Raw genomic sequence first — 14,817 nt, forward strand, 5'->3', positions numbered from 1 at the left:
AGCGGAATATTGCCCACCACGCCGAAAGGAAGCGCCATGAATACGCACCATGTCTACAGGATAGTCTGCGGCTGCATCGCCGCGTCGCTGTTTGCCTGCGGCGGCGGTTATGATGGCGGCAGGGACACCATGCCGCCCAGCAGCAGTGCTTATGCGGCCACCAGCCTGGTGTCTGACACGACAGCCTTGCCCGCCGCACACACGGATGCCAACCTCGTCAACGCCTGGGGCGTCGCCTTCAATCCACGTGGTTTCGTCTGGGTGGTCGATAACGGTACGGCGAAGTCCACCTTGTACGATGGCAATGGCGTGCCGCAATCTCTGGTGGTCAGCACGCCGGCGGGGCCGACGGGCATCGTGTTTAACGGCACGCAGGATTTCAAGCTCAGCCAAAACGGCGTGACGGCGCCCAGCCCCTTCATCTTCGCCAGCGAAAGCGGCAGCATCTCCGCCTGGTCGCCCACGGTCAGCCCCACGACAGCCGTGGTCGTGTTCGATGGCAGCGCGGGCGGCAGCGTCTACAAGGGCCTGGCCATCGGCAGCTTTGGCGGTGCCAACTACCTGTATGCGGCGGACTTCCATAACCGGCGCGTCGATGTCTTTGATGCCAGCTTTGCCAAGGTCGCCTTGCCCGGCGCATTCAGCGACCCCAGCTTGCCGGCCGGCTATGCGCCGTTCGGCATCCAGGCCATCGGCCAGCGCATCTATGTCGCCTATGCCATGCGCCAGGCCAGCGGCGACGATGAACAGGCTGGCGCGGGCCTCGGCATCGTTAATGTATATGACATGGGCGGCACCCTGATCAAGCGGCTGGTGAGCGGCGGCGCCCTGAATGCACCCTGGGGCATGGCGCTGGCGCCGGCCGGTTTCGGCACGGCCAGCAATATGTTATTAATAGGAAATTTTGGCGATGGCAAGATCAATGCGTACGACCCCGACACGGGTGGCGCTGGCAGCGCGCTGCTCAAGATGGATGGCACGCCGCTGGTGGTCGATGGCTTGTGGGGCATCGCCTTCGGCAATGGCCTCAACAGCCAGCCCGCGACTACCCTGTTCTTTGCTGCGGGGCCGAATGACGAGGCGCATGGGCAATATGGACGCATCGACCTGCAGTAATTGGGCGTAGGCAGGCCCGTGCCGCCGCGGGGCGGCACGGGCAGGAATCGTGGTTACAGCTGGCGCGCCTCAAACGTGTTGCACTGGGAAATCTGGCCGCCCTCAATGCCCTTGCTGAACCAGCGCACGCGCTGTTCCGAGGTGCCGTGCGTAAACGAGTCAGGCACGACATGGCCTTGCGACTGGCGCTGCAAGGCATCGTCGCCGATGGCCGTGGCCGCTTTCAGGGCCGCTTCCACGTCGCCCTGTTCCAGGATTTTGCGGTCCTGGTTCGCGTGGAATGCCCACACGCCGGCAAAGCAGTCGGCCTGCAATTCCAGGCGCACGGACATGGCGTTGGCCTGGCGCTCCGATTGCGTGCGGCGCGCATTGTCGACCTTTTCGGATAAGCCCAGCAGGTTCTGTACGTGGTGGCCCACTTCATGGGCGATCACATAGGCTTCGGCAAATTCGCCCGAGACCTTGAAGCGCTGCTGCATCAGCTTAAAGAAGTCGAGGTCCAGGTAGACTTTCTGGTCGCCGGGGCAATAGAAGGGGCCGCTGGCGCTCTGGCCCGTGCCGCAGGCTGTGGGGATGCTGCCCGAAAACAACACCAGCTTCGGCTTCACGTAGCTGCCGCCTTCGGCCTTGAACAGGGCGCCCCAGGTGTCTTCCGTATCGGCCAGCACGGTTTTCACGAAACGGGCCATGTCGTCCGATTCGGGCGGCTGGCGCGCGGGCGCCTGGCTTTGCTGGGTGCTGACCTGGCCGCCACCGCCGCTGAGCAGGTTGAGCAAGGTCAGGGGGTTGACGCCCAGCACATACGAGCCGACGAGGGCGATGACGATGGTGCCGATGCCGATAGAACGCCCGCCAAAGCCGAAGCCACCCCCACCGCCGCCCCCGCCGCCATCTTCGCCACGGCGATCCTCCACATTGTCGCTTTCGCGATTGCCTTCCCATTTCATGATCTTTACTCCTGCTGCGATTGTGCGATTGATTGGTGACGCCTGAATATAGTTCGTGCGACGAATCTTGTTATTATCGCAGTAAATTGCGCCGCGACAGGGGCGACAATGTTACCCTTTGCAACTTTCCACCCATTCCATAACAGGTATACGCATGGCGCTTGCCAACGATACACGCATTTCTCCCGTCGCGGTGGTCCAGGCCCAACTGGACGCCTACAATGCCCACGATGTGGCGGCCTTGCTGGCGATCTATGCCGATGACGCACAGCAATTCCAGCACCCGGCTACCTTGCTGGCCCAAGGTGGCGCGCAGATCGGCCCCCGTTTCGCAGCCCGATTCGCGGCCAGCAAACCGCGGGCGCAGTTGCTCAACCGTATCGCTTGCGGCAAGCTGGTGATCGACCATGAAATCGTCCATGGCGACACGCCAGACGGTGTTTCCGCGCAGGAACTGGTGGCGACATATGAGGTGGAGCAGGGACGTATCGCGCGTGCCTGGTTCAGCTTTGGCGCCCTGACCAGCTTGCGCGTGGCGCTGCCGTCCGACGTGCCCGCCATGAATGCGCTGATCGCCCGTTCCGGCGTGGTGCTGAGCGCGGGGTTTTACAGTGAAGAGCAGGCCGAAGCCGTGACGCGCCATGTGTTCGGCGTCGATACGCAGCTCGTTGCCGACCGGACGTATTTCGTGATCGAGCGCGGCGGTGCCATCCTGGCCTGTGGTGGCTGGAGCCAGCGCGCCACCCTTTACGGCGCCGACCGCGCGAAGAGCGGACCGGACCCGCTGCTCGACCCGGCCTGCCAGCCGGGCCGCATCCGCGCCTTCTTTGTCGAGCCGGCTAGTGCGCGCCAGGGCCTGGGCAGCATGCTGATGCGTTATTGCGAACGGCAGGCGCTGGCCGCTGGTTTCACTGCGCTGGAACTGGCCGCCACCTTGCCCGGGGTGCCGCTGTACCTGGCCAGCGGCTTCTCCGTCACGGAAGATTTCTACCTCGACTTGCCTGGTGACATCAAACTGCCGCTGGCGCGCATGCACAAGCGGCTGTAAGGGGCGCCTTGGCTGCAAGGTTTTACCAGGGCAACGGCGCCTTCTCTCCGTTGGCATGCTCGCCGTAATACAGCGAGGGCAGGAAGCGCGACAGATAGGTAAATTCGCTGTAGCAATGGCGCAGCAAATTCAGGCCCAGTACGTCGGGCACGTCGCGCACGGGATCGAGGCTGTTACGGCCCAGCAGGAAGCGGCTGCGCAGCACGCAGCCCGTGGGCGTGTCGCGTGTCAAATGCAGCATTTCGCCGTCGAGCGGGTCGCCCTGCGGGTCCAGCTGCACATGCTCGCCAAAGCCGATGCGCGCGCAGATGGCGGCCGACAGGGCACCGCTATCCCTGGCCAGTTGCAATTGCAGCGGATCAAACACGTCTTTTGGATCATGGAACTTCAGCTTGGCTTTCACGGGCGGAATGTCGCCCAGGGATTCCACCGCCTCGATCGAGGCGCCGTAGTAACTCTCTCCTTTTTTCCACGCGCTGTTCCAGCCATGGTGCGCCACGTGATCGTGCGGGTGCCACCACTTGATGTGCTGCGTCGTCTCGAAAAACGTAAACCACCAGTCCAGCATGCGCCCGCTGCAGCCGTGCAGTTCCGTGCGCGCGGCCACCAGCAGGCAGCCATCGTCCAGGCGCGTGATGCCCGTTTCCAGATGCAGGGGAAACGGGTCGAGCAAGTCGCCCGTCGTAGTGATGCTCCATGGGAATTCAATATGCGCGTTGTTCGTCATGTCGTTCTCCTTTGTTAGGGTGAGACAATTATATATTAAAGAAACGCTCTACGTTTCTTAAATATGTTTCGGTGTAGAATTGCCCATCGATCAAGACTGGAGCTGGCATGCAGGAAGAAGAAGGCAAGGCCATGCGTGGACGGGGCCGTCCGGCGCGCCCACCCGAGGAAGCACGCGAGGCGGCCGTGCAGGCGGCCACCTGGCTGCTGTTGCACGAAGGTTATGCGGCCACGACCATGGAGGCGGTGGCGCGCCACGCGGGCATGGCAAAGAAATCGCTGTACCAATATGCGGCCAACCGCGAAGAGCTGGTGGCGCTGGTGGTGCGCGGCTGGACGGACGCCTTCCTGCCGGCCATGGCGCACGACGCAGCCGCGCCCGGCGAGGTCTTGCCGCTATTGAGGGAAATATTGCAGGCGATGGCGGCGCGCGTGTTGACGGCGGATGCCGTGGGCCTGTTCCGCCTGCTGTGCACGGACTTTCCCGCCCGCACGGATTTACTGGCTGTGTATCAGCGCAATGGCATCGAGCGGGGCACGGCCCTGCTGGCCGAGTGGCTGCAGCGCCAGGCCGCGCGCGGCCACGTGGTGACCGGCAATGCGCCGGAACTGGCCGGCCTGCTGCTGGCCATGGTGATCGCCGAGCCGTTGCGGCAGATGGCGCTGGGCTTGCTGGCGCCCGTGCCGGCCTGGGATGCCGCGCCGCGCATCGATGCGGCGCTGCGATTGCTTGTTGGGCAGGCGTTCAAGGTGGCTGGTGCTTCAGCGCTTCGCGGTAGCTGAGCGGTGATAGCAGCTGGCGGTGCGCGTTGGCAAACGCCGTCACGGCCTCGGGCGCGTGGCGCGCGTAATCGCGCAAGGCCCAGCCGATGGCCTTGCGGATGAAAAACTCGTCCTCATGGGCCAGCGCCAGGGCCGCGTCGAACAGCCAGCCGGCATCCGTATCGCCACGCCAGCCCAGCTGGTGCAGCAGGGCGATGCGGCGCAGCCAGAAGTCTTCGTGGTGCAAGGCCGGGACCATATGCGCATGGACATCGCCGCCATGCCGCAGTTCCGCCTGCAGCACGTCGCCGACGATGCCGGCCATCCCGTCGACGCTATCCCACCACGCCCGCTGGCGCGCCAGTGCCAGCAGGGCGGGGATGTGCCCGATGCCCAGCTGGCGTCGGTGCAGACCCAGCATGTCGAGCGCCACGTGCTGGTATTCGCGCTCTGGCTGTTGCCACAGCAGTTGTGCATGTTCCAGCAAGGCATCGGCTCCCACGCCTTTCAAGCCCGCGAGCAAGTCCCTGGCGGCCAGCCGCCGCTGCGGCGCGGCCACGCCCAGGAAAATGAACTGGCCGCGCATATAGGCCTGCATGGGCGCGGCACGAGCCGGGTCAGCGGCCGTTTCCAGCGCGGCCTTCAGTTCTGCATGTAGATCCATTGCAATTCGCTTTTTTCAGGCGTAAAAAAAGCGCTCCGTGGAGCGCCTTTCATGCTCATCCAATATTATTGGATTTTTGCCTTCTTCATCAACTCGTCGCGGTAGGCGGCAAGTTTCTTCTGTTGCAGCGACTCCGCCACTTGACCCTTGACTTCTTCCAGTGCCGGCAGCTTCGTCGGACGGGTTTCTTCCAGTTTGATCACGTGGAAGCCGAATTGCGATTGCACTGGCGTTTGCGTGATCTGGCCTGGTTTCAGGGCAACCATGGCGTCGGAGAATGGCTTCACGTACGACGCTGGGCTAGCCCAGTCCAGGTCGCCGCCATTGGCTGCGGAACCGTCTTTCGATACTTTCGCCAGTTCTTCGAACTTGGCGCCGCCTTTCAGCTTGGCGATGATGTCTTTCGCTTCGGCTTCGGTGGCCACCAGGATGTGGCGTGCATGGTATTCCTTGTCGCCGGCTTGCGCCTTGAACTTGTCGTACTCGGCCTTGATTTCAGCGTCCTTGACAGGGTTTTTCTTGACGTAGTCGGCCAGCAGGGCATTGATGATGATGCTTTGACGGGCATTGTCGATCTGCGACTTGACTTCCGGACGTGTGCCGTAGCCTTGCTTGTCGGCTTCCTGGATCAGCACTTCACGGCCGATCAGGTCTTTCTTGATGGCTTCGCGCAATTGCGGCGAATCGGCTTGCTTGCCTTGGGCGACGACTTGCTTGACGACCTGGTCAACGCGCGACGACGGGATGGCCTTGCCATTCACGGTGGCGACGTTTTGCGCGAACGCAGGGATCGCTACAACGGCGACCAGGGCTAAGATCAGGCGGGCTGGCTTCAAAATCATGTTCATTCCTAATAAGTATACAAAAAACTGGTACAAAAGATCGCGACTGCCATGCAGTGCACATTCAGGCGCAGAATACACGACCGGCGCCGAAAAGGGCGCCGGGGAGGTCAGTTCTTACTGAACTTTTGCTTTTTTGACCATTTCTTCCTGATATGCTTGCAGTTTCTTTTGCTGCAGCGCTTCGGCGATCTGTGGCTTGACTTCTTCCAGGGTTGGCAGTTTTGCCGCGCGGGTGTCGTCCAGCTTGATCACGTGGAAACCGTTAGGCGTTTGCACCGGGGTGTCGGTGACCTGGCCTTTTTGCAGTTTCACGAAGGCGTCGGAGAAGACTTTCGGGAAGGACGATGGCGCTGCCCAGTCCAGGTCGCCGCCATTGTCGGCCGAGCCGGCATCTTTCGATTGCTTGGCCAGATCTTCAAATTTGGCGCCGCCTTTCAGCTTGGCGATGATGTCTTTCGCTTCAGCTTCGGTACCCACCAGGATATGGCGCACGTGGTATTCCTTGTCGCCGGTCTGGGCTACGAACTTGTCATATTCCGCCTTGATTTCAGCGTCGTTGACAGGGTTCTTTTTCAGGTAGTCGCCGACCAGGGCATTGATGACGATGGCCTGGCGTGCGTTCTCGATTTGTTGCTTGACTGCTGCATCTTTACCGAAACCTTTGTTTTCCGCTTCTTGCATCAGCACTTCACGGCCGATCAAGTCCTTCTTGATCATTTCGCGCAATTGCGGCGAATCCGGTTGCTGGCCTTGGGCGACGACTTGCTTGACGACTGCATCAACGCGCGACGATGGGATAGGCTTGCCATTAACAACGGCAACATTTTGCGCAAAAACAGGTACCGCGACAACGGCGAGTAGTGCAATCAGCAAGCGGGCTGGCTTAAAAGTCATTATTAAATCCTGTTAGGGAAAGTTTCGTAAAAAACGCATGGAAAGAAAACGCGTGCATGGCGCTTGCGGCAAGCGGCATACCAAGTTGCCCCGGTACGCCAAAACGCCATCCTTACACTACTTCGGACGGCGCCAGAGCCACAATCGCCAATGCATGTATCTCATTATGCATCATATCGTGCACGGAATCATACACCAGTCGATGGCGCATGACGAGCCTGAGCCCCTCAAATTGACTAGAAATAATGCGTAGATTGTAGTGGCCTCCGCCAGAGGCGGCGCCCGCATGGCCCCGGTGACGCGCCGAGTCGTCTTCCAGCACGCATTCCAGAGGAGAAAGTGCCGTTTCCAGGCGGGTACGAATGCGTTCCATGCGCGTTTCCGGCGCAGCGTTGAGAATGGTGGTATTCATGCGTCTTCCTTGATATGTTTGGCCAGGAACAGGGTTTGCGCCACGATGAAGGCAAAGAAAATGCCCGTCGCGCCAAACGCTTTAAAGCTGACCCAGGCGGCCATGTCGCCCTTGTAGAGCACGAAGGCCACGAACAGGTTCAGTGCGCCGATGACGCCAAAGAAGATGATCCAGGCGGCCAGCAACTGGTTCCAGACGGCATCGGGCAGTTGCACTTGCGCTTCCATGGTTTTGCGGATCAGGTTTTTCTTGAAACCCACATGGGCAATCAGCAGGGCCAGGCCGGACAGCCAGTAGATCAGGGTCGGCTTCCATTTCAGGAAGAAATCGTCATGCAGGTAAATGCTGGCGCCGCCGAACACCACAAAGATGAACAGCGACAGCCACAGCATGCCGTCGACCTTGCGGCCGCGCAGCAGCAGATAGCTGACCTGGCAGGCGGTGGCGACGATGCCGACCAAGGTGGCGAGTATCCACGGCGCCTGGTCTGCCTTGATCAGGCCGCCAGACACGAAGCCGGACAAATATTGCTGCACGAAATCGTGCGTGGCCGCTTCATACATGCCGCCCAGCTTGAAGGCGGCAAAGAAGGCGATCAGGGGGAATAGGTCGAATAGAAATTTCATGGCGAGACTTTACACTGGTCTTATTAGAATCATCTTAGGAATGGCTTAGGTGCAACGCCCAAGCCATCGCCGCCATCAAGGCTGCGGATCGAAGCGCAGGGAAGCCGAATTGATGCAATAGCGCAAGCCGGTCGGCGGCGGGCCATCCGGAAAGACGTGGCCCAGGTGGGCGTCGCAGACGGCGCAGACGATTTCCGTGCGCACCATGCCGTGGCTGCGGTCGACAATCTCCGTCACGTTGGCCGGGTCCAGGGCCTGGAAATAGCTGGGCCAGCCGCAACCCGAATCGAACTTCGTATCCGAAGCGAACAGGGGCGTGTTGCAGCAGACGCAGGTATAGATGCCGTGTTCATGGTGGTCCCAGAACTTGCCTGTGAAGGCGCGTTCCGTGGCCGCGTGGCGCGTGACTTCGTATTGCATCGAGTCGAGCATGGCGCGCCATTCGGCGTCGGTTTTTTTGACTTTATTGGTGGTCATAATGACTCCTCAGGATGAGCAACTGACTTCAAGGTGGCTGGCCCAGTCGGGCGGCAGGGCCGCATAGTGCTGGTGTTCGGGCTGTTCGTCAAATGGCTTTTGCAATATTTCCAGTAATTTTGTCACTTCCGTATAGTCCTGCTGCTGGGCTTTTTCGATGGCGACTTGCGCCAGGTAATTGCGCAGCACGTATTTCGGGTTGACCTGGTTCATGGCGGCCTGGCGCTGCGCATCGACGCTATTTTCTTGCAACAGGCGCGCGCGGTAACTAACTGCCCAGGCATCGAAGGCAGGGCGGTCGATGAACATGTCGCGCAGTGCCGTGTCATGCTCGGGGCTGGCCACTTGCAAGGTCGACAGGGCGCGGAAGAAGTTGGTGAAATCCACGTGATTGGCTTGCATCAGCGCAAACATGCTGTCGAACAGCGCCGTATCTTCCTCTTGCACGGTGCGCAAGCCCAGCTTGGCGCGCAGCAAGGCATTCATCTTGTCCGCAAAGGCGCCCTGGTAGCTGTCCAGCGCCGCCTGCGCCGAGTCCACTTCGCCGATCAGCGGCAGCAGCGCCTGGCCCAGCGCATAGCAGTTCCAGTGGCCCACCTGCGGCTGGTTGGCGTAGGAATAGCGACCTTGCTGGTCCGTATGGTTGCAGATGTGCTCGGCGTCAAACGCTTCCATGAAGCCGAAGGGGCCGTAATCGAGGGTCAGGCCCAAAATCGACATATTGTCCGTATTCATCACGCCATGCATGAAGCCCACGGCCTGCCATTGCGCGATCATGTGCGCCGTGCGCACGCACAATTCAGCCAGCAAAGCTTGATAGGGATTTGATGCGGCGCGCAAATGGGGATAAAAGCCATCGATGACGTAATCGGCAAGGATTTTCAGCTCGTCCGTTTTTTTTCGGTAAAACCAATGTTCGAAAGAGCCGAAGCGCACAAAACTGGGCGCCATGCGCGTCACGACGGCCGCCGTTTCCACCGTTTCGCGCATGATGCCTTGCTGCGAACCCATGATGGACAGCGCGCGCGAGGTGGGAATGCCCAGCGCCGCCATGGCTTCCGAGCAGAGGAATTCACGGATGGACGAGCGCAGCACGGCGCGTCCGTCGCCCATGCGCGAATACGGTGTGGCGCCGGCGCCTTTCAATTGCAGCTCCATCGGGCCGCTTTCTGTCGCGATATCGCCCAGCAAGATGGCGCGGCCATCACCCAGCTGGCCGGCCCAGACACCGAACTGGTGGCCCGAATACACGGCCGACAGGGGCAGCGAACGCTCGGCCACGGTATTGCCAATCAGCAACTCCACATAGCCGGGTTCGGCCAGGCGCGCGGCATCGAGGCCGACCAGGCTTGCTGCCGGCGCGCTGGCGGCCACGAAATACGGGGCGGGCAGGGGCGTGGGCATCAAGCGCGTATAGAACGCGGGCGGCAAGGCGGCAAAGGCATTGTCCAGTGGTAAGGTAGGAGCGGTGATGGCGATTCCATTCAAAAATAAGATATGGCGGCAAGTAACGCCAGCCTGGAATGCGATTTTACCGCACGGCGCCAAGGCGCGTGTCGGGCGCTGGCGAGGCTGCCGAGTCGGGTGCCGTGGCGACTACGAACGGGGCAAAAAACGGAATCAAAAATTCCATGCTGCATTGCAATATCGAAATGCGTTGACGATTTCCGCACGACCGTACGAAACTAGGGAAAGTCTTTAAATTTCAACAATAACCGAGTATCCAGCCCAGGAGACACGATGTCGGCATTTCCCTTGAGTCCAGTGATGGGCCAGATGATGAATCAGCCCCTGCTGATTTCCAGCATTATCGAGTTTGCAGCGCGTCATTATGGAGGCAGCGAAATCATTTCGCGGCGGGTGGAGGGCGATATGCACCGCTACACCTACCGCGATTGCCACCAGCGCGCGCGCCGCCTGGCGAACGCCTTGCACGGCCTCGGCGTCGGCATGGGCGACCGGGTCGCCACCCTGGCCTGGAATGGCTACCGCCACCTGGAAGCCTATTACGCCGTGTCAGGTTCGGGCGCCGTGCTGCACACCATCAATCCACGCCTGTTTCCCGACCAGATCGCCTATATCTCCAATCACGCAGAAGACCAGGTTTTACTGTTTGATCTGACCTTCCTGCCCGTGGTGGAGAAAATCGCCGCCGACTGCACTTTTGTGCGCCACTTCGTGCTGATGTGCGACCGCGAGCGCATGCCTGCCAGTACCAGCATCCCCGACCTGCTGTGCTATGAAGACTTGATCGCCACGCATTCCGACGATTACACCTGGCCCTTGTTCGACGAGAATGCGGCCGCCACGCTTTGCTACACGTCCGGTACGACGGGCAACCCCAAGGGTGCCCTGTACTCGCACCGCTCGACCGTTCTGCACGCGTATGCCTCGGCCATGCCCAGCGCCCTGAACGTGCGCGCCTCGGACACGGTGCTTCCCGTCGTGCCCATGTTCCACGTGAATGCCTGGGGCTTGCCGTATTCCGTGCCCCTGTCCGGCGCGCGCATGGTGTTTCCCGGTGCGGCGCTCGATGGCAAATCGCTGTACGACTTGTTCGAGGCGGAAAAAGTGACGTTCTCGGCGGGCGTGCCCACCGTCTGGCTGGGCTTGCTGAACCATGCCTTGCAAAATAACTTGAAATTTTCCACCTTCCGCCGCACGGTGATCGGCGGCGCGGCTTGCCCGCCGGCCATGATGGATACCCTGATCGACAAGTTCGACATCGAAGTCATCCACGCCTGGGGCATGACGGAAATGTCGCCGCTGGGCACGGCGGGCGGCTTGCAGACCAAGCACCTGGACCTGTCGAAGGACGAGCAGCGCAAGATCCTGCAAAAACAGGGCCATGCCATCTACGGCGTGGACATGAAGATCGTCGATGACGATGGCAAGGAGTTGCCGTGGGATGGCATCAGTTATGGCCATTTGCTGGTGAAAGGGCCGTGGATCATTGCCTCGTATTACAAGAACGAAGGCGGCGACGTGCTGCAGGATGGCTGGTTCCCCACGGGCGACGTGGCCACCATCGATGCGGACGGCTACATGCAGATCACGGACCGCAGCAAGGACGTGATCAAGTCGGGCGGCGAGTGGATAGGCACCATCGACCTGGAAAACCTGGCCATGGCGCACCCGGCCGTGCTGCAGGCGGCCTGCATCGGCGTGTTCCACCCAAAATGGGACGAGCGCCCCGTGCTCGTCGTGGTGTTGCGTCCCGGCATGACAGTCACGCGCGAAGCCTTGCTGCAGTTTTTCGAGGGCAAGATCGCCAAGTGGTGGACGCCGGACGACGTGCTGTTCATCGACGCCCTGCCCATGGGCGCGACGGGCAAGATCCAGAAGAACAAGCTGCGCGAGCAGTTCAAGGGCCACCAGCTGCCCGGCATGTAGTGCTATAGCGCGCTCATGCGGCCTGCGGCAGCGCCGAGCCCAGCTTTTCCAGCAAATGATCGCATTGGAAAACGGACAGGGTCTGGCGCTGCGCCTGCGTGCCGATATCGATCATTTCATCCATTTCGCTGCGCAAGTCGTCATGTGCTCCCGTGCGGATGATTTGTGGCGCCGCAAAACGCTGGCTGTCGGAAATGGTCATGATGTTGTCGACATGGTCGACGAGGAAGCCGTAGCGCTCGGCGCCCCGTTCCACGATCAAAATCTTGCCTGCGCCCTCGTCAGGCAAGGCCGGCATCGCGTACAACTGGCGCAGGTCGATGATGCTGATCATTTGCTGGCGTAAATTCAGCAGGCCACGCATACAGGCCGGCATGCCCGGTGGCGTGGTGATGGCGCTGCTGAAATCGATGATTTCACGCACCTGGCCGATTTCCACAGCGAAGCGGCTTTCCACCGTGAACGTGATGTAGACGCGGCGCTGCACCTGGCGCGTGGCGGCCGTTGCCGTTGCCGTATCGGCCGGATACAGGCGCGCGTGGCCATCGCGCATGTCGACGATCTCCGCCTGCGACAGGATGCCCTTGTGGTCGAGAAAAATGATATCGCCCAGACCGTCTTTCGTGATGCAGCCGGCGAACATGGCCGCGCGCGCCTTGCTCAGCAGGGGAATCGGCAGCACCTCGTCGCCAAAGAAATGCACGATGCTGTCGACGGAGTCAACGAGAAAACCGATGGTGGTGTCATCAATGCGCACGACGATGATGCGCTGCTCCAGCGTGGCAGCCTTGGCCGCATTGCCGGACCCGGCCGCCTGCAGCAGGGCGCCAAAATCCACGACGGCCACCTGGCTGCCGCGAAAATGCATGCGTCCCAGGCACAGCTCGCTATTCAGCAGGGAGCCGTGCAGTTCTGGCACCTTGATGATTTCCTGGATGGCCAGCATTTCGAAGGCAAACGTGGTCCCGGCCGCATGGAAGCTGACGCATTGCCGGCGCTCGCTTTGCGCATGGTAGCGAGCCGTGTTCAGCTTGGCGCCTGTCGCCTGCAGGGCCAGCACATGGGGCACGTTTTCAATGCGCAGCAGGGCGTGCGGGTCGAGGATTTGCAGCAGGCGCGCGCCGCCGTCGAGCAAGATCGTGCCAGCGATGACGGCGTGCGCGTCGCCGGCCGCATACTGCAGGGCGCTGCGCGCGCTGGCGGGGACGCGCAGGATTTCGCCCGTATCCTGGAAGACGACGCCGATCAGCACTTGCTGGAAGTCGAGGATGGCGATCTTGTCCGTGGGCGTGGCGCGCGGCGCATCGGCGCAGAACAAACGGCCCAGGTTGACCACTGGAATGACGCTGCCGCGCAAAGTGAACATGCCTTCCAGATACGCGGGCGAAAGGGGCAGGGCGGTCACCTTGGCGGGGTAGTTAACCACTTCGCGGATGCAACTGGCGGGCAGGGCGAATTCAGCATCGCCCAGGTGGAAGGAGCCGAACAGTTCGGTGGCGCCGTCGCGCCCGCCCTCGTGGTTTTCATGGATATCCATATACGCCTTCCTTGCGTGGAGTCAATCCGGGTCGCGCCACCACATCGGTGACGGCGTAGCTGTGCCGGGCGCAATCGATCAGCAACTGGCGCCCGTGGCGTCCGCCCAGCGCGCAAAAACTGAGGTGCAAGCCGCACTGGTCCAGGTATTTTTGCGCCGCTGCCGCGTTTTGCCGCCCCACCTGCAGGCGGCCATGGCCATTGTCTGGGCCGAACATGCTGGCGCCGCCCGCCAGCACTACCTCGATATCGGCGTAGTCGGCTTCGCGCACGCCCATCAGGCGCAGCAGCGAGGGCACGGCCTGGCTCACATAGCGTGCATTAAGGGCGCGTGCATTCGGGGCGCCTGGGGCGCTGTCTGCGCCGGGCGCTTCCGGCAGCAAACAGTGAGCCAGGCCGCAGCAGGGGCCATTCTTCCAGATGAAGCCGATACCGATGCAGGAGCCGAGCAAGGCTTGCAGTTGCTCGCCCTGCGTACCCACGCCAAGTTGCCCCATGCCAACCAGGTGCAGCGGCGGCGCGTCTGCCGGAGTGTGCGTGTGGATCATGCCAGTCCCGCCTTGTAAATCATGGGAAACTCGAATTGATAGCCGGTACCGAGCCGGGCGATGGTTTCCGATTCGCCCAGGATCAGCCGGCCGTCATCCTTGAGGCTCAGGCGGGCCTGGCGCAGCACGGTTTCCTGGTGCTCGGCATCGAAATAAATGAGCACATTGCGCAGGAAGAGCAGGTCGAATTGCCGCGCCGGACGCAGCGCTTCCAGCAAATTATGCTGTGCAAAGCTCACGTGCTGCCGCAAGTCCTCGTTGACCTTGACGCCATACGGCGAGGGCGAGAAATATTTGCGCAGCAAGTCCGGGTGCGACAAGCGGATGCGCTCGACTGAGCGCCCGCTGTATTGGCCGGCCCGCGCCGCGCCAAGGATTTGCTGCGAAATGTCGCTGGCCAGGATCTGGTAGCGGAAAGCGGGCGCTTGCAGCTTGAATTGCTCGCACAGCATGGCGATCGAATACAGTTCTTCGCCGCTGGCGGCGGCCGCGGACCAGATGGACAGGCAGCCGTCCGGGTGGGCGCGGGCCCAGGCGGGCAGGTAGCGGTCGCGGAAGTAATCCCAGATTTGTGGCGTGCGGAAGAACAGGGTGTCGTTGGTGGTCACCAGGTCAATGAAATGGGCCACCTCGTCGCGGTCGCTGCTGACGCGGTCCAGGTAATCCTGGTAGCTGTGCAGGCGCAGCGCCTGCAGCCGAGGCTGCAAGCGCCGTTCCAGCAAGACGCTCTTGCGCGCGGTCATGGCGATGCCCGTATGCTCGCGCACCAGCGCGATCAGGCTCGTCAGCACCTCGGGCGTCAAGGTGGCCGCGTGGCTCATGG

General features: G+C 61.5%; 16 protein-coding genes. 4 read left to right on the forward strand and 12 right to left on the reverse strand.

Annotated elements, in window-relative coordinates:
* Positions 1-36: 36 nt before the first annotated feature.
* Complete coding sequence (locus tag C8C89_RS17125) at positions 37-1,116, forward strand: TIGR03118 family protein (protein WP_208327715.1); 1,080 nt, start codon at positions 37-39, stop codon at positions 1,114-1,116.
* A gap of 53 nt (positions 1,117-1,169) precedes the next feature.
* Here the strand turns inward: C8C89_RS17125 and C8C89_RS17130 are convergent, their stop codons facing one another.
* Positions 1,170-2,063: a neutral zinc metallopeptidase gene (locus C8C89_RS17130; protein ID WP_101481409.1), complete on the reverse strand. Its 894-nt coding sequence runs from the start codon at positions 2,061-2,063 to the stop codon at positions 1,170-1,172.
* 154 nt (positions 2,064-2,217) lie between these two features.
* On the opposite strand from C8C89_RS17130, the gene C8C89_RS27390 reads away from it, so the two are divergent.
* On the forward strand, positions 2,218-3,111 hold the full coding sequence (locus C8C89_RS27390) for a GNAT family N-acetyltransferase (protein ID WP_133991288.1): 894 nt from the start codon (positions 2,218-2,220) through the stop codon (positions 3,109-3,111).
* 22 nt (positions 3,112-3,133) lie between these two features.
* On the opposite strand, the gene C8C89_RS17140 is transcribed toward C8C89_RS27390, so the two are convergent.
* Positions 3,134-3,838, reverse strand: coding sequence for a hydrolase (locus C8C89_RS17140; RefSeq protein ID WP_133991290.1), 705 nt, complete (start codon positions 3,836-3,838; stop codon positions 3,134-3,136).
* A gap of 107 nt (positions 3,839-3,945) precedes the next feature.
* Between C8C89_RS17140 and C8C89_RS17145 the strand changes: the two genes are divergently transcribed.
* Positions 3,946-4,620: a TetR/AcrR family transcriptional regulator gene (locus C8C89_RS17145; RefSeq protein ID WP_133991292.1), complete on the forward strand. Its 675-nt coding sequence runs from the start codon at positions 3,946-3,948 to the stop codon at positions 4,618-4,620.
* On the opposite strand, the gene C8C89_RS17150 is transcribed toward C8C89_RS17145, so the two are convergent.
* From C8C89_RS17150 to C8C89_RS17180, 7 genes are all read right to left on the reverse strand, one after another.
* On the reverse strand, positions 4,583-5,263 hold the full coding sequence (locus C8C89_RS17150) for a DNA alkylation repair protein (protein WP_133991295.1): 681 nt from the start codon (positions 5,261-5,263) through the stop codon (positions 4,583-4,585). The genes C8C89_RS17145 and C8C89_RS17150 overlap by 38 nt on opposite strands.
* 65 nt (positions 5,264-5,328) lie before the next feature.
* Positions 5,329-6,105 (reverse strand): peptidylprolyl isomerase, encoded by a 777-nt coding sequence (locus C8C89_RS17155; RefSeq protein WP_070218375.1) that lies wholly within the window; start codon positions 6,103-6,105, stop codon positions 5,329-5,331.
* A gap of 117 nt (positions 6,106-6,222) precedes the next feature.
* Positions 6,223-7,002: a peptidyl-prolyl cis-trans isomerase gene (locus tag C8C89_RS17160; protein ID WP_101481404.1), complete on the reverse strand. Its 780-nt coding sequence runs from the start codon at positions 7,000-7,002 to the stop codon at positions 6,223-6,225.
* Between the two features lie 112 nt (positions 7,003-7,114).
* A complete protein-coding gene (locus tag C8C89_RS17165; RefSeq protein WP_133991297.1) occupies positions 7,115-7,414 on the reverse strand; it encodes a BolA family protein in 300 nt (99 codons plus the stop codon).
* Entirely contained in the window at positions 7,411-8,040 is a 630-nt protein-coding gene (locus tag C8C89_RS17170; RefSeq protein ID WP_101481402.1) for a septation protein A, read from the reverse strand. The genes C8C89_RS17165 and C8C89_RS17170 overlap by 4 nt, the downstream gene beginning before the upstream one ends.
* Positions 8,041-8,115: 75 nt before the next feature.
* Positions 8,116-8,517, reverse strand: coding sequence for a peptide-methionine (R)-S-oxide reductase MsrB (gene msrB, locus C8C89_RS17175; RefSeq protein ID WP_070218372.1), 402 nt, complete (start codon positions 8,515-8,517; stop codon positions 8,116-8,118).
* A gap of 9 nt (positions 8,518-8,526) precedes the next feature.
* Complete coding sequence (locus C8C89_RS17180; protein WP_208327716.1) at positions 8,527-10,005, reverse strand: protein adenylyltransferase SelO; 1,479 nt, start codon at positions 10,003-10,005, stop codon at positions 8,527-8,529.
* 252 nt (positions 10,006-10,257) lie between these two features.
* Between C8C89_RS17180 and C8C89_RS17185 the strand changes: the two genes are divergently transcribed.
* On the forward strand, positions 10,258-11,910 hold the full coding sequence (locus C8C89_RS17185; protein ID WP_133991299.1) for a 3-(methylthio)propionyl-CoA ligase: 1,653 nt from the start codon (positions 10,258-10,260) through the stop codon (positions 11,908-11,910).
* Positions 11,911-11,923: 13 nt separating this feature from the next.
* Here the strand turns inward: C8C89_RS17185 and C8C89_RS17190 are convergent, their stop codons facing one another.
* The 3 genes from C8C89_RS17190 to C8C89_RS17200 are packed head-to-tail and all read right to left on the reverse strand — an operon-like array spanning position 11,924 to position 14,815.
* Positions 11,924-13,447 carry a chemotaxis protein CheW gene (locus tag C8C89_RS17190; RefSeq protein ID WP_133991301.1) on the reverse strand — a complete coding sequence of 508 codons (1,524 nt, stop codon included), beginning with the start codon at positions 13,445-13,447 and terminating at the stop codon, positions 11,924-11,926.
* Entirely contained in the window at positions 13,434-13,994 is a 561-nt protein-coding gene (locus tag C8C89_RS17195) for a chemotaxis protein CheD (RefSeq protein WP_133991303.1), read from the reverse strand. Before C8C89_RS17195 ends, C8C89_RS17190 begins: the two co-directional genes overlap by 14 nt.
* A complete protein-coding gene (locus C8C89_RS17200) occupies positions 13,991-14,815 on the reverse strand; it encodes a protein-glutamate O-methyltransferase CheR (RefSeq protein WP_133991305.1) in 825 nt (274 codons plus the stop codon). The genes C8C89_RS17195 and C8C89_RS17200 overlap by 4 nt, the downstream gene beginning before the upstream one ends.
* Positions 14,816-14,817: the final 2 nt, after the last annotated feature.

This window comes from Janthinobacterium sp. 75 (assembly GCF_004365495.1).
Classification (GTDB): Bacteria; Pseudomonadota; Gammaproteobacteria; order Burkholderiales; family Burkholderiaceae_D; genus Janthinobacterium.